The 14296-nt window shown below is 58.7% G+C and carries 12 protein-coding genes and 1 pseudogene; 6 read left to right on the top strand and 7 right to left on the bottom strand.

Annotation, left to right across the window (positions count from 1 at the left end):
• Positions 1–136, top strand: a 136-nt coding sequence (locus AC1DMG_RS13960; protein WP_477180651.1) for an IS3 family transposase, incomplete at its 5' end; no start/stop codon positions are given.
• Between the two features lie 766 nt (positions 137–902).
• On the opposite strand, the gene AC1DMG_RS13955 is transcribed toward AC1DMG_RS13960, so the two are convergent.
• The 4 genes from AC1DMG_RS13955 to AC1DMG_RS13940 all read right to left on the bottom strand — a co-directional run bounded on the left by AC1DMG_RS13955 (position 903) and on the right by AC1DMG_RS13940 (position 3953).
• Positions 903–1145 (bottom strand): hypothetical protein, encoded by a 243-nt coding sequence (locus tag AC1DMG_RS13955; protein ID WP_477180650.1) that lies wholly within the window; start codon positions 1143–1145, stop codon positions 903–905.
• A gap of 28 nt (positions 1146–1173) precedes the next feature.
• Positions 1174–1974, bottom strand: coding sequence for a carbonic anhydrase (locus AC1DMG_RS13950; RefSeq protein WP_477180649.1), 801 nt, complete (start codon positions 1972–1974; stop codon positions 1174–1176).
• Between the two features lie 618 nt (positions 1975–2592).
• A complete protein-coding gene (locus tag AC1DMG_RS13945) occupies positions 2593–3153 on the bottom strand; it encodes a hypothetical protein (RefSeq protein ID WP_477180648.1) in 561 nt (186 codons plus the stop codon).
• On the bottom strand, positions 3150–3953 hold the full coding sequence (locus AC1DMG_RS13940; RefSeq protein ID WP_477180647.1) for a DUF2092 domain-containing protein: 804 nt from the start codon (positions 3951–3953) through the stop codon (positions 3150–3152). Before AC1DMG_RS13940 ends, AC1DMG_RS13945 begins: the two co-directional genes overlap by 4 nt.
• A 623-nt stretch (positions 3954–4576) precedes the next feature.
• Between AC1DMG_RS13940 and AC1DMG_RS13935 the strand changes: the two genes are divergently transcribed.
• The 3 genes from AC1DMG_RS13935 (at position 4577) to AC1DMG_RS13925 (ending at position 6692) form a co-directional block, all read left to right on the top strand.
• Entirely contained in the window at positions 4577–4957 is a 381-nt protein-coding gene (locus AC1DMG_RS13935) for a hypothetical protein (RefSeq protein WP_477180646.1), read from the top strand.
• A 273-nt stretch (positions 4958–5230) separates the two neighbouring features.
• Entirely contained in the window at positions 5231–5608 is a 378-nt protein-coding gene (locus AC1DMG_RS13930) for a LuxR C-terminal-related transcriptional regulator (protein ID WP_477180645.1), read from the top strand.
• Between the two features lie 472 nt (positions 5609–6080).
• Entirely contained in the window at positions 6081–6692 is a 612-nt protein-coding gene (locus AC1DMG_RS13925; RefSeq protein WP_477180644.1) for a response regulator, read from the top strand.
• An 87-nt stretch (positions 6693–6779) separates the two neighbouring features.
• Here the strand turns inward: AC1DMG_RS13925 and AC1DMG_RS13920 are convergent, their stop codons facing one another.
• Together AC1DMG_RS13920 and AC1DMG_RS13915 are read right to left on the bottom strand one after the other, a co-directional pair.
• Complete coding sequence (locus AC1DMG_RS13920) at positions 6780–8453, bottom strand: arylsulfatase (RefSeq protein ID WP_477180643.1); 1674 nt, start codon at positions 8451–8453, stop codon at positions 6780–6782.
• A 98-nt stretch (positions 8454–8551) separates the two neighbouring features.
• On the bottom strand, positions 8552–9529 hold the full coding sequence (locus AC1DMG_RS13915) for an HAD family hydrolase (protein ID WP_477180642.1): 978 nt from the start codon (positions 9527–9529) through the stop codon (positions 8552–8554).
• A gap of 342 nt (positions 9530–9871) precedes the next feature.
• Between AC1DMG_RS13915 and AC1DMG_RS13910 the strand changes: the two genes are divergently transcribed.
• Positions 9872–13465, top strand: a complete 3594-nt coding sequence (locus tag AC1DMG_RS13910) for an autotransporter family protein (protein ID WP_477180641.1) — start codon at positions 9872–9874, stop codon at positions 13463–13465.
• A gap of 120 nt (positions 13466–13585) precedes the next feature.
• On the opposite strand, the pseudogene AC1DMG_RS13905 reads toward AC1DMG_RS13910, so the two are convergent.
• Positions 13586–13726, bottom strand: a pseudogene (locus AC1DMG_RS13905) (IS110 family transposase); the annotation flags it as partial.
• Positions 13727–14152: 426 nt separating this feature from the next.
• Here AC1DMG_RS13905 and AC1DMG_RS13900 point away from each other — a divergent pair.
• Positions 14153–14296, top strand: a 144-nt coding sequence (locus tag AC1DMG_RS13900) for a helix-turn-helix domain-containing protein (protein ID WP_477180132.1), incomplete at its 3' end; no start/stop codon positions are given.

Genomic DNA, 14296 nt, shown 5'->3' with positions numbered 1-14296 from the left:
GGTGTATCGCACGAGGGCTGAGGCAAAAGCCGATATCTTCGACTACATCGAACGGTTCTACAACAGTAAACGACGCCACTCGACCATCGGCTACCTCAGTCCGATACAGTTCGAGCAGCAGATGGAATTAGCTTAAGGTGGTGTCCACCGAACCGGCCGCAGTCCACTGCGATATTTCTATGGCGAGGTTGACGTTCTCCCTGAAGATCCGACACCTTGGGTAAGAGAAGTCGTCTACCCACTGTTGGAGCGGGGCGATTGCGCCATGTCGATCGAGCTCATGTCAGCTCGCCTGAGGCGTTTTCTTGACGGCTTTGATGCTCCACTTGTCTGTCACGACTGTAGTTTCGACCGAAGCCTGTGTGAACACCTACTAGCGGACACGGGTCTGGAGGGCGAGGCGGAATGTCCGGCGCAGGTTCGCTGGCTGTTGATGGGTGACGTCCAGCCAGCCCTTCGAACCTGGTGGAAGGAGCATCCGGAAAACGGGGCCCTTCGGCACAATGCCTTGGTCGACGCCCGTGCTTTGCGATCAGCGTTTCTTTCACTCTGGGGCATCTGAGTCGGCCACATCGACTAGACTTCGTTTGTGGTGATTAGGGCTGGTTATCGCGGGTAGGGTAATGGGCCGATCTCGCGCAATGGCGCAACCACCACGTTGGGTCGTTACAAATCGCTGAGCGACTCGAGCGTCCCGAACAGTGGCGCCAGCATGATCTGTTCGTTAAGGGCGTGAGCAAATGCGTTGGCTACTTGCTTGAATCGGCCTTCTCGGAGTTGGCGCAAATGTAGTTAGGCCAAGCCGAGCAGACCAAGCCTCTGCCGCTGAAAGGATTTAAGAGTGCCTTCGGCGATGCTGGCCTTACGAAACACTGCACTGCCCATCGTCAACGTCATCAGCGTCACAGCGCGCGTGCCAAGGGTCGCGGCATGCCGTGCCGTGTGATGAGTTGCTCCAGCAACGTGCACATTCGCTGGATGCGGGCGCGCCCGCGTTCAGCCAGCTCCGGATTGCTGGGAGCCAGCTCCACGATGGCATTGACGCAGAAGCAGTCGCGCTCATCGGGTCGGGTGTCCACTAGATCCTTCGCCAGAGTGCGCAGGGCGGTGTCGGAGCCCTCATGTTCGGCCGCCAATGCTTTCATATCTGCATAGAACACTTCGGTTGTCGAGTCATTCCGTCTCGCGATGCACTTCCCGGGCATTGATCTTCTGTAGCGGGCGGTGGTTGTCGTGGAATATCTTCCTGAACGCATCGATCTGAGCGCTGGACATCTCGACCGGCTGCGCAAGAACGATCCAATGCACGCCTTCGGTACAGGGCGGGGTGGTCAGCGAGCCCGTATAGACGTAGGCTTTGTGATCTTTGGGAAGCACAGCCGCGATATCTATTTGCACCGGATTGCCGGCATGCGCCCCTGCTGGAGTCGTAGTGAGAGGCAGCGTGCTAAAAACGGGCGCAAGCAGCTTGTTTTCCTTGCCCGCTTGCACGAGGACGCCTACAACGGCGATATGGCCGCTTGCGTCCTTGTTCACGAAGTGGATCTCCAGCGGATAGTGCTGGCCATCCAGGGTGTGTTCGCTGGGCACATGAAAGTGAAACTGGGCCAGCGTGTAGGAAGTGCTTTCGAACATGACCGTATCAGCGGCGTCAGCGACATCGACTTGTACGGTGTGGCCGTTGTTCAATAGCGCTACGGCACCGGACTCGTAGTTGATCTTGAAATTGCCATCCTTGCTGGCCATCGCTGTGCCGGTAGCGAGGTTGATCGGCGATTGATTTTTGCCATTGCCACATACCGCATCGTCGGCCGCAATATCGCCCCAGTGCTTAGGTCCGTTCTCCCCGCTGTACGACCAATGCGGTGGAGATTCTGAAGCTGTCGATACCGGCGCCTTTTCTAGAGCAAAGGTTGCTGTTGTCGAGAGCACCCAAGCAACAATACCGCAAAGCGAAATCACTGAAACGCGCATGGCCCACCTCCGCTACTGATGCCAATTACGGTGTGTATGTTGTACCCGCCTTGCCCGAGACTTAGCACCGATACGGTGCATCGTAGTGCGAAGGCCTCAATCGCTCTTTTTCCAAAGTCTGCCCGGGATCAAAACGGACGTCATTGAGCTTGCGCTCGTCTGACCTGCCTCGCAGAATTCAAGGGCACCTAAAGGTGATATGGCTACATCGATTTGAGTCTATCGGATGAGGGAAAGCTCGAGCCGGCCGGCGAGAATTTCCTCCTTGACCGCATGCGAAATGTCGGCGGGATTTGAGGCGCCGCCAGCGACACGTCATCGCGATTGTTGATCTTTCGACAATGCTGTCATCCAGTTAACTGCACGCTTTAACTGCCCGTTGTCTGGCTACGTTGTATTTCCGCAACCAATTTCACTCCGCGCACATCCCGCGCAGATGACCATTTCCCTCGAGGCCCCGTTTGGAAGTTGTCCAAATCGTCCTCTGCATTAATCGGGAGCTGAATATGGCTTCGGTGGGCATCTCCCTATGGGGGGGGGGCGAAGTCGTTGGCCGTGGTTTTGCCATTTTGTGGCTCTCGCCGTGACTTTCGCCGCATGGCGGCCTAGATTTCCGTTTCAGAGAGGCGGATTGACCACCACGTAGGAAACCTGGCTTCCGCTATAGCTTGGCTGGTACCAAGTCGATCCGCATTGCGAATACGTCACACCGTTCGAGACGATCGTCTGGCAGCTCGGTGGCACGGAGTGGACGACGGATCCGACCACAGCAGCGGTGACCGCTACAGTTGCCGTGACGGCTGCTGCTGTAGCGACAGGGTGGTTGTTCCAGCCATGGTTGTCCCAGCCGTTGTCGACATCGACATTCACGTTGCGATTGACGTTGACGTTCTGGTTGACGTTGACATTGCGATTTGCATTGACGTTGCTATTTCGGTTGATGTTTTCATTGCCGCTGACGTTGCGGTTGGCGTTGACGTTGCCACCACGATTCATGTTGCCGCCACCCGCATTGCCATGGGGTGCGTTGATACTCGATCGCGCCGAGGCGCGCGTACCACCGCCCTGCACGCCTCCACCACGAGCAGCTTGCGCTTCCGGGACCACAACGATGCAGGCGACCATCACAATGACGGCGCACGACAGGCTCGACGCGAGAAGGTTGTTTCGACGCTTCATGGCGAGGCCTCCTTGGTTGCTTGCTTATCCGCATTGATCTTTATGAGGTGATCGTCCGGCTTCGGCGTAAAACTGAAGACGGTATCGGATAGTGGGCTCGTCGTGTCCCAGATGAGCGTGGCGCTGTACTCAGGCTGCGTGGGGTCGTCGAGATTGGCGATGACCAGCTTTTGCGGGAGCAGCGTGTCGCGGGCGATCCACACCTGCCAATCCACGCTGCCCTGATGCATAAGGAGATGGTCACATTCGACCTTGTCGATATGCGACGGCCCGATCACGGTCGCCGATTCGATATTGGAAAGTGGCGCCTGGTCAGTGCCCCAGTAGAACAGATCCGCCAGAGGCATTTCGATGTCGTATTTCTCCTGCGCCTCTTCGACCAGATCGTGCACCGTGCCTGTCTTCGGCTTTTGCGCGTAGTAATGCAAGCGCGGCGCATAGATGGTGAACTTCGAGCCGTCGTAGAAAAAGCTGCGTTGTTTGCGATCGCTGTCTATCGCGGCAAAGAACTTGTCGGGAGCCCGCACCTTGTACGTCACGGTGCCGCCATAGGTGACCTTTTGCCCAGAATCGAGCACATCCTCGGTCGTGATGTTCGAAGTGACAGTGAAGGACTTCAAAGAGCGAAGCTTTTCGGCCATCTGTTCGATGGCATGAATAGCCTGCGGATCCACCGCGGGCTTGGCTTGCTCCTGTACAGCCGACTTCGCAGTAGACGTCTTTTCAACCGCCCAGGCTGGAGCCGTAGCGCATACCGCTGCTAGTGCCAGGGCGAAGTGCAAACACCAATGACGATTCATCTTGAATCTCCTCCCGCAATAGTGAGCCTTAGTCTGCAGACCGATGACTCCGGGATGCGCCAGGCGAGGCATAGTCCCGCCTAAAGCCTAGTCGCTCGAAGGTCTCGCTTTCGTGAGCCGACGTCTTTTGGTGACCGGCCATACCCGATCTGTCGGGACAACCACCATCTCCACGGCTTAGCGGCCTTTTCACCCACCAGGCCAGGCGGATCGATGAAATCAAGATCGCCGTGAGAACGTTGGAAACGACAATAACGCCGTCCTTGTGCTCGCAAACTAGGCGGCGACGATAAGTGCGGGCCCCGCATGCTAGGTCGCAGAGGCGACGCCAATGCGATTCGCCCAAGTCAGCGCAGCTTCCGATCAGGTCCTGGTGTCCATAGTGCTCGCCGGTAAATAGAACACCGTACTTTTACCCAAGCCAGCGACCACAGATCGTGGTTTGATAATGGGACAGACGATGACGTCCCAAACGCTCTTCACCCCGGCGGGAGGGTCATCCGATGGGGGACGGGCGGTGCCGAGGCGCCGCCCTGCTCTTTGGCCCTCTTGCGACCGAAAGGTTATGTGAGGGAATGTGAGGAACCGCATGGTTATGCTCCCTATCAACTAGAGGGGGACGCATGGATCACGAACTAGAACGAGCGGTGTCGCGCGCCCTCGGGGTGGCACGGGCGTGCTGGGAGCTGGCCGGCGAGGCCATCCACGATGACCATTTTACCCAAGCACTCGCGGACGCCATTGCCAAAAGTGCAGGCGCTGGCGCGGCAGATATCCAGATCGCCGTGGATCGCCTCAAAGGCAACCTGATCGCGGACCTTCACCAGCTGCTTTCTCACGCGTCGATTGACCTACAAACCATCGAAGGCTTGGCCGGGTTGGCGACCACGTTCAAGCTCACGGCCAAGAACGGATTGCATGTCGCGCAAGCCGTGGTCTACACCAGCCAGAAGGTGGTTGATGGGCTGAATAGCGCGCAACGCCGATTCGGCCCTTCCTCATAGAACCCATGCATGTTTGTACGTTCACGTCCTGGCCGTATTTAGCGTTGGCAATGCTGTTCCCACGCGCAGCCAAGTCCTAGCCTCCCACGCCCCGGGATGAACCTGTACGTTTCGGCGACACGGAATTCTGGGGCCAGCCAGTCCATTGCCGCAGGCGTGGCGAAGCCTATCGCCCGCATTATGGCGACCTCCCGCTGACGTCTTGACTGGCCCGCGCCTTCGCGCGAACTTCACGCGGACAAGGGGTGGTGGCGCGCAGAAGGGGGCGTCGTCATGTCGCAGTTCCGAATCACATTCGATGGTGTGGATTGCCTTGTTTCGCTCTCTGACCTTCCCGAAGGTGTGAGCTGGCGTGCGCGCATCATGCGTCGCTGCTCCGTAACTCGCGAAATAACGGGACTTTTCCGCACGTCGGAAATCGCCTCTTCGCTGAGCATCTCCCCCCGTACGGTGGAATGCCATAGGCAGGCATTGCTCCGGCTGTTTGGTGTTCACAACAGCATTGCCCTTAGGAGCCTAATCATTCCGACCGAGGATCTGACTTCCTTGACCGCCGCAGGCTATCTGTTGAAGTGCTTGGCGGCTGGCGAGTCTCCAAGGCGGGCCATGCGTTCGACAAACGCAATCACTGACATCTTGCCGCCTCAATGAGGATACCGAGGTTAGAATTGCGGCATGTGGATCTGCGACCGCTGCAATACTGAATTCCGTGAGTTCACGGGCGTCGGCGAAGCGAGCCTCGATAGCTTCGGCCTGCAATCTATGTGCCCTATGTGTGGAGGCCGGAACCGACTTCGCAGCATCGGCGAGAGCGATGAAGGCTTCCTTCGCCTAGAGCAGATTGACGAGCCCGAATGAGCCGACGAGTACTCATTACGCACCGGAAATATTTCCGTCTATTGTCCAACGCCCCATCCCTCGAAGCCTTCCGTGTCGATGCGAATCCGCCCGACAGGCGCCTTGATGCGGAAACGTATGCTTCCGTAGTTTTACCTAGGCCTCTCCAGTGTAGTTTCTCTTACGGGGTGGTTGGCGGTGAGACACAATTGAGGCTCTCACGAGCGGAAGGAAATCTCTGGTGGCGGCGACACTAAGAACTTCCATGCCAAGAAAGAGACGCGATTTGCGCATTGTCCTGGCCGATGACCAGCGGCTAATGGCCGATGTCGTGGAGCGGCTACTTGTTGGCTATATTGTGGTCTCCAGGGTGTCTTCGGGCGATGCTCTGATTGACGAAGTGGTGGGTCGGAATCCAGACCTTGTCATCTCCGAGACGGCGCTGGCCGACACGGACGGCCTCACTGCACTGACCATGTTGAGGCTCATTGGGATGACGACCCCATTTTTATTTCTCACTGGCAACGCGTCTCCGCGACTAATGAGTACCGCTTTAAGCCGTGGTGCGCAGGGATATCTTCTTAAGACTGCCTGTGGAAGTGACCTGAGGGCGGCAGTAACCACGATCCTAAATGGCGGAACCTATATATCGGCCGATATACCATTTCCCTGGGTCAAGGCCAGGGAGCGGGCAAAGTTTCATCCTAAGCAGGCGCAAATAGCCGAGTATTTTGTAAAGGGCCTTACTGTTGAGCAGATTGCAAGCACGCTGCAGCTGTCGGTGAAGTCCGTGGAGAGCTATTTGCACTGGTTGCGGCGTGAGTATGGGGCGCAGTCGAGCGCTCAGCTGTGCCGCAAGATCAAAGAGGCTGCGCTAGAGCAGCGTCTTCTATACTGAGCATCATTGCGGACAATGGCTTTATAACGAATCAGGGGCGGTCCGCTAAAGGTAAGGTGACATCCGTGTCACCTCATGCATTCAACGTTATTTCCCTTGTTTCTGTTCAAGCTGACGCTTCAGTGCTTCCTCGGCCTGATCGATAGAGAAAGTTGCCGGCGTCTGGCTCGGTGGGTAGTCTTTAAAAGTGGCCAGCATGTTAAACACCCTGCGATTGCCTTCGAACAACAAATAGGCATTCTCGGCCACCCACTCGTAGTAGCCGGTTGTCGGGCCGATGTCTGCCCGCTCATAAGGGTCCATGCGCAGGTTATATAGCTTGGGCGTACGCAGGCAGTCGAATGGCTCCATCCATATCTGCATGCCACCCGGAGCTTTCTGCTCGCAGAACACGACCTTCCACGCCGTGGGTACGCGCGCGCCATTGCTCTTCATGTCGAACCGCACGGCGACGACCTGCGCATCATCATTGAAGTAGAAGAACTCGGTGCGCGGACCGACATTTGTCTGGCCCGTGAGGTAGGGCAGGAAGTTGTAGCCGTCCAAATGCACTTTGAAGCTCTTGCCGCTGAAGCTGGCACCCTTGAGCAACTTATTGGTGACGTCTCCATCACCGGCGGCGGCCACCAGGGTTGGAAACCAGTCGAGACCGGAGATGAGCGTATTGCTCACAGTATTGGCGCGAATATGACCCGGCCAACGGATCATGGCTGGAACCCGGAAGGCACCCTCCCAGTTGGAATCCTTCTCGCTGCGGAACGGCGTGCTGGCGGCGTCCGGCCAGCTAAAGAAGTTCGGGCCATTGTCGGTGGTGAAAATTACGATGGTGTTCTTGGCAATGCCGGCATCGTCCAGAGCCTTGAGCAACTTGCCCACGTTCTGGTCCATTTCCCACATGCCATCGGCATACGTGTCGCCCGCCCCGAGACCAGCTTTGCCTTCGAACTCCGGTCGCACATGGGTGAAGACGTGCATGCGCGTGAAGTTCATCCAGGTGAAGAAGGGCTGGCCGGCCTTGGCCTGCTTCTGGATGTAGGAGATCGCCGCGCCAGTGGTCTCGTCGTCGATGGTTTCCATACGCTTCTTTGTCATCGGGCCCGTGTCCTCCATTTTGCCGTCGGCAAAGGTGTGCAGGACGCCGCGAGGGTTATAGACCTTGAGGAAATCCGGATTGTCCTTGGGCCAGTACGGGCGCTCGGGCTCTTCCTCGGCATTGAGGTGATAGAGATTGCCGAAGAACTCGTCGAAACCGTGCTTGGTGGGGAGGAACCGGTCCTGATCGCCCAGATGGTTTTTGCCAAACTGGGCCGTGCCGTAGCCCATGCCTTTCAACACCTGGGCGATGGTGACATTGCCGTCCTGGATGCCCACAGGCGCGCCAGGAACACCGACTTTCGACATCCCCGTACGCAACACGTTTTCGCCGGTAATGAAGGTCGACCGTCCGGCCGTACAACTATTCTCGGCGTAGTAGTCAGTGAAGATCATGCCTTCGCGGGCGATACGATCGATATTGGGCGTGCGGTAGCCCACCAAACCCATCGAATATGCGCTGATGTTCGACTGGCCCACGTCGTCACCGAAGATCACCAGGATATTGGGCTTGCCGTTGTCCGACTGATCCTGCTGCTGGTCCTGTGCCGGCGGCTGTGCCTTGGCCGTGGGCGGTTGAATGGTCACGGCAGCCACGACGAGCAATGCCGTCGCGACCACGGTGGTGATCGATGTCAACAATCTGCTGCGCTGCCACGGGCGAAACATGGGAACCTCCTCATGTGCTTCACGACTGCGCAAGGCAGCCAACGGTGACACATCGTTCATGCCGCAACGGCGCCTAATGCCCTACGCCGTCTCTTGCGCTACTGCTTTTCAGCGGGGTAGACCACTTTCCAATCGTTCTTCATGTCCACCACGATCCAGTGCTTGGCCGTGGCTTCATCCAGTGCCTTGTCGAGCTTGCCGATCTTCGACTGACGGTCGTACGACCACTCGTGTGCCGCGTCGGTATGATGGACCAGGCCAGCAAAGCGTGCTCCGTCACCCGATGTCGTCCACTCGAGCATTTGCTGGTCGCCGTCGGAGTTGCCGAAGGCGAAGATGGGTTTCACCCCGAGCGAGCGCTGGATGCCGACGGGCTTGCCAGGGCCGTCGTCGATCAGCGCCACCTTGGGCAGCTTGATCAACACGGGCTTGCCGTTCTGCATCTCGTACTTCAGTTCGCCCTGGCTGCCGATGATCTGTTCCGGCGGAATGCCGTACACCGCCGGAACCCAGGCGCGCATGAAGTCCTGTCCGCCACCGGACACGATGTACGTCTTGAAGCCGTTGTCGCGCAGGTAGTGCAACAACTCGAGCATGGGCTGGTACACCATCTCGGTGAACACTCGGTGCGTCTTGGGATGCTGGGCCGTGGACACCCACTGACTCACACTGCGCGCGAACTCATCGGTGGTCATGCCCGAATGCGTGGCGGCCACCAGCTCCAGCACGCCCTTTTCGCCCGACGCCGCCAGCCCCTTCATGTCGCCTGCGAGCGCGGACTTGAACGGTTCGGTGGTTTTCCATTCCGGGTGCTGCGGCGACAAGGCCTTGACCTGGTCCAGCGCAAAGAAGAATTCGAAATAGGCCGGCTGCTCCGCCCATAAGGTGCCGTCGTTGTCGAACACCGCGATGCGTTTGGCCGGCTCCACGAAATCGGGCGAACCGGCTGTAGTGACCCTTGTTACGAAGCCTTCGATCTGTTGTTTGGTGGCCCCGTCATTCCAGGATGGCAGAGAGTCAGTGGCAAAGCAGAGACCGCAGAACGCTAGCAGCGCAGCGCCAAGTAAGTGGTGCATGCGACCTGACACCGTGTTGTGGGTATGAAAGCAGCGCCGAGACATCATCGAGACCCTCCCTCGGGACGTTCGGTTAAACCGAAAATCTAGTTCGCATTAGATTGAAGCCACGGCCCGAGCTTGCGCCACCGTATTTCTCATGAGGGCAGCTAAGTAGAACTACCAATGCGATATTCGAAAAGGGATCTTCCGCGCCGAGTACTGTCTCGTCCGGCTAATTGCCAATGGTGGCTCTTCATTGTTTTTTGGCCAGGGACATGCGTGCGTTCCGTCTCAAGCGAATGGTGCGAATCGAGGGCTCTCGCATGCTCGGCTTTAGATGACAATTCTGTCCCGCAACGGTTGGCAAACCGCGACATTGGATTGAATGACAGGAGGACATTTCTTGTTTGGCACCGCGAAAAGTACTTTTACGTAGAAAAATGGGGTAGAAAGGCCGTAGCGAAAGACGGGCGCGCGGGGCGACATTGGTTACTCGCCTGTTCGGGAACTGCCGCCATGAACCTCGCGATCCGCCCGCTGGAGTTCTTCATTCGCGCCGCCTTGCTAAGCGCCGCCGCCATACCGTCCGTCTGGATCGAGGATGTCTCGGCGCAAACGGTGGGTCCCGGGAATGTGACGACGGCGGTGACGGTGACCGGCGGCTCCACGACCGTGGTGGGCGGTACGACCGTCGACGTGCGAAGCGGCACAGGTACGCCCTCATCCACGAACGCCACCAACGTTGCCGGTGGCACGCTCGTGGTGAACATGAGCGCGGGTTCGCAAGCCGGCGCGATCAATATCCTCACGGATCGCGGTTACGCGCTATTCGCCAACGGTGGAACGATTCAGGTGCCCGTGGGCGTGAATATCACCACCGGAGCGGGTGCTGCCCTTTATGCGGATGGCAGTACGAGCGCTATCAGTCTATCCGCGGGTAACGTGAGGTCATTAGGAGGCGGCTATGCCGCTGTCGCGCGCAATGGCGCAACCATCACCATCACTGCGTCCAATTTCAGCGACCCGTACTATGCGGGCGCCACGGCGAGCGGCAACGGCATGATTGCCGACGCGGGTGGCGTCATCAACGTCGGTGGAGGAGCCGGTTCGCTGGTGACGTCCGGTGCGACCACTCAGGTGGGGCTGGGCGCCTCAGGCCCAGGTTCCGTCATCAACGTGACCAGCCCCTTTGTCTTTGCCGGCGGTCTGGGCGGATTGACGATGAATGGCCTCGGATCGCTGGGCATTTATCTGTTCAATGGTGGCGCGGTCAATCTCGCCAAACCACAGACCATGGTGCTCAACGGTTCCTCCAGCGTTGGCGTCTCCGTGGATAGCACGAGCATGGGTGCACCGCTCACGGGACTCACCATCAACTTTCCCGTAGCGACGACCGTGGGTGGGGCGGGCGTGGTCGTCATGAACGGCGGTTCGGCGCAGTTGACGGACCTGAAAGTCACTGGCGCCGGAGCGTCAGTGGGGGTGTGGACGCAAGCGGGCACTAGCGCGACGGTGAGCGGTGCCAGCCAAATCGACATCAACTCAACGAAGAACGGCCAGTCGTGGCAGCTGACGTCTCCGACATTAGTCAACGGCATCTTTGGACGTGTAACGGTACCGTCCTATCGGGCCGGTCTGCTAAACTTGGGCGGCCAGTTGACGAGCACGGGCACCACCATCAACGCCAATGCCCCGAACAGCTACGGCGTGTACTCGGGTCAACATGGCAGTACGCCCAGCGTTACAGCGCTGGCCAATAACACCATCAATGCGACAGGCTTCGGTTCGTTCGACATCGTCGGCTACGCCAATAGCCAGACCACCGTCAATGACTCGACCATCACCAATACAGGCGGTGCTGCGGCTTTGTACGCATGGTCCTATGCGAACCCAGCCAATAACCAGCTGACAGTCACTCCCACGACGATGTCGTTTACGAATAGCCAGATCAGCGCCACGGGCGGCGCGGATGGCTTGTGGTCGTCGAACAATTCCAAGGGGCTTTTCACCAACACCATCAGTTTCAACGGTGGAAGCCTCACGAGCGACGCTTACGCCCTTAGCGGCGACGGCCCGTCGGACATATTCGCCACCAATGGCGCGCACATTGCGGGTAGTCAATGGTTGCTCTACGCCGTGGGCATAGACACTTCGCGAGGCGATGCGGCCACCGCCATCAACCTGTCCGCATCCGGCGGCAGCGCGCTAAGCGGCTTGGTGGAGGCCGACGCCGCGAGCGTCGCCAATGTGACACTGACCGATCAGTCGACCTGGATCGGCAAGGCGTTCTACGCCACCAACGTATCCGTCGATGGCACCAGTGCGTGGACGATTCCTGCGAGCTCGGTGATCTCCGGGACGCTGTCCAATAATGGCGTGGTCGCGTTCACGGCGCCCGAGAGCGACCAATACAAGGCGCTGTATGTCCATTCCTACACGGGCAGCGGCACGCTTGGCATCAGCACCTTTCTAGGAGACGACGCCTCGCCCACGGACCGGCTGATCATTGATGGAGGCGCCGCTAACGGTAGCAGTCGGCTTGCCGTGACCAACACCGGCGGCCCCGGTGCGGAGACCACCGGCAATGGCATTCTGGTGGTGCAGGTGGCCAATGGTGGCACGACTGCGGAGGGAACCTTTGCTCTCAACGGGCCAGTACTCGCGGGCCCGTACGAGTACTTTCTTCGTCGCGGCGGCGCATCGCCGGGCACGGAGAACGACTGGTTCTTGCGAAATACGGTGCCCTGTGGGCCATCGACCCCTGGGTGCGGACCGGTCCCCGAGCCGCCGGCCCCGCCGGCACCCCCTGAGCCACCCCCGCCGCCGCCGGCACCCCCGCCGGCGCCCGCACCGGATCCCGCCAATCCACCTGGACCGCCGCCGCCGGCACCACCTGCGCCTCCGGTGCCCGATCCTGTCATCCCTGAGGGCACCGGCGCGCTTGAGCCTGTCGCGCCGGTCTATCGTCCAGAAGTATCGCTTTACACGGCGTTGCCGGGTATGGCGTTGCGATACGGCTGGGCCATGCTCGACAACCTGCATGAGCGCGTGGGTGATGAAGAGCAACTGCGTGGACGCAGCGATCTGCGTGAGAACAGCTACCTCAATGCATTGTGGGTGCGCGTGATCGGCGAGGACGGCAACGTACGTGGCGCCTCCCAAGGCATCTACAACGGCAGTCCACAATACGATTACAACATCGAAGCCTTCCAGGCGGGCATGGACATCTTCGCCGAGGAACACGAGAACCAGCAGCGCGACCACGCGGGACTGTATTTGGGCACCGGCCGCATCCGTAGCGATGTCACTAACTATGATGGTTCGACTGCGGGCGACGACATTGTCAGGGGTCAATCGCTGGGCCTGTACTGGACGCATTTCTGGACCGAAGGCCAGTACCTCGATACGGTGTGGCAGGGCACTTGGTCGAAGTACAGCGCCAAGGCCGACGATGGACTCGCGCTTTATCACAATGGATTCGGCTGGGCGGCATCACTGGAGGGCGGCTATCCGTTCCATGGCGATTCGCAGACATGGGAGCCCCAGGCGCAGGTGATCTATCAACGCGCCAACAATGGTCAGAGCAGCGATGCCGTGGCCGAGGTGCAGTTCAACGACATCACCTCGCTGGTGGGTCGCGTTGGTTTGCGTTGGGCCAACACCTGGACACTGGAACCGACCGCCCATGGCAGCCCACGACTTTTCACCGGCTGGCTACGCTTCAACGTGTGGAAAGAATTTAAAGGGCAACCGACGACCTCGTTCTCTTCCGGCGACGGATTCGTTCCCTTCGACGGCAGCATCAAAGGATCGTGGTGGCAACTCAACGGCGGCATGACGTGGGAGTTGGACAAGAACACATCGTTCTACGCGAACGTCGGCTATCAGAAGGGCTTCGACAGTCGCGGCTTCCATGCCTGGGATGGCAAGGTCGGATTCCGCTGGAACTGGTGAGCAGCAAATGTAATTTGAGCTGTTAAAGGAATATTCGCCTCAATTGATTGGGTCGTGCTCGGCCGCCGGGCTGCGGATCTGATGGGCGTTGGCCTTTAAGTTGATCAGTCAAGCCAGGGGTACGCGATGCACTGACCGAATGTCTTGTTGCTCTACCGACTTTATCGGTACGAAGCGCATGCTGGGTCGACGCATTGCTTCACAAATCGCCTCAGCCTCGGTGGCGTAGTTCTTGTTGCTCTTGACGTAGGGTTTCGCAAAAGTCGATTCCAGTTCGGCTGCTCGTGCCCTCCACCCTTGAACCTCGAAGACCTGCTTTGTCGGGTCGCTATCCAATGCGTTTGAGCTTCATGTGTGGACTTCTTCTCGCCGTACGCCGGTTCTATCGCTTCCAGTCTGACACTTAACGCCGAAGGCGGGCCGTTGCTTCCCAGCCCTAGCGGACTTGGCTGATTCCATCGCCCTCCAATGGCCGTCCAGTAGTTAGCCGTCCAGTGGTTATACGTAGACTGATCCAGTAGAAATACGGTCGCACCGGTGGCCGCATTTGGTCACCCTTTGCACAACTCACAGCTGACGGAGTGTTGAGTTTCATCCAAAACTGAGCCACTTCCCGGGGTGATTTTCGTCGAATTTTGAGCCACCTCCTACCACCCTCCGCTCACGACACGAGCGGGAGTAACGGGAGTGATCGACGTGGCCCTATTGAGCGTAATCCGACGCTGGCACCTTCGCGACAAGATCTCGATCCGAGAGATCGCCCGACGCACGAAGCTGTCACGCAACACCATTGCCAAGTACCTGGCGAGCGGTGAGACCAGCCCGCACTAT

It is taken from the genome of Dyella sp. 01N36, from assembly GCF_056399745.1.
The sequence above is the reverse complement of the archived record's forward strand: the minus strand, read 5'-3'. Positions and strand labels throughout refer to the sequence as shown.

Excerpts from the sequence above, each read along its gene's own strand:
- AC1DMG_RS13920 (WP_477180643.1), bottom strand. The coding sequence starts at position 8,453 with ATGTTTCGCCCGTGGCAGCGCAGCAGATTGTTGACATCGATCACCACC.
- AC1DMG_RS13915 (WP_477180642.1), bottom strand. The coding sequence starts at position 9,529 with ATGCACCACTTACTTGGCGCTGCGCTGCTAGCGTTCTGCGGTCTCTGC.
- AC1DMG_RS13940 (WP_477180647.1), bottom strand. The coding sequence starts at position 3,953 with ATGAATCGTCATTGGTGTTTGCACTTCGCCCTGGCACTAGCAGCGGTA.
- AC1DMG_RS13945 (WP_477180648.1), bottom strand. The coding sequence starts at position 3,153 with ATGAAGCGTCGAAACAACCTTCTCGCGTCGAGCCTGTCGTGCGCCGTC.
- AC1DMG_RS13955 (WP_477180650.1), bottom strand. The coding sequence starts at position 1,145 with ATGAAAGCATTGGCGGCCGAACATGAGGGCTCCGACACCGCCCTGCGC.
- AC1DMG_RS13935 (WP_477180646.1), top strand. The coding sequence starts at position 4,577 with ATGGATCACGAACTAGAACGAGCGGTGTCGCGCGCCCTCGGGGTGGCA.
- AC1DMG_RS13930 (WP_477180645.1), top strand. The coding sequence starts at position 5,231 with ATGTCGCAGTTCCGAATCACATTCGATGGTGTGGATTGCCTTGTTTCG.
- AC1DMG_RS13950 (WP_477180649.1), bottom strand. The coding sequence starts at position 1,974 with ATGCGCGTTTCAGTGATTTCGCTTTGCGGTATTGTTGCTTGGGTGCTC.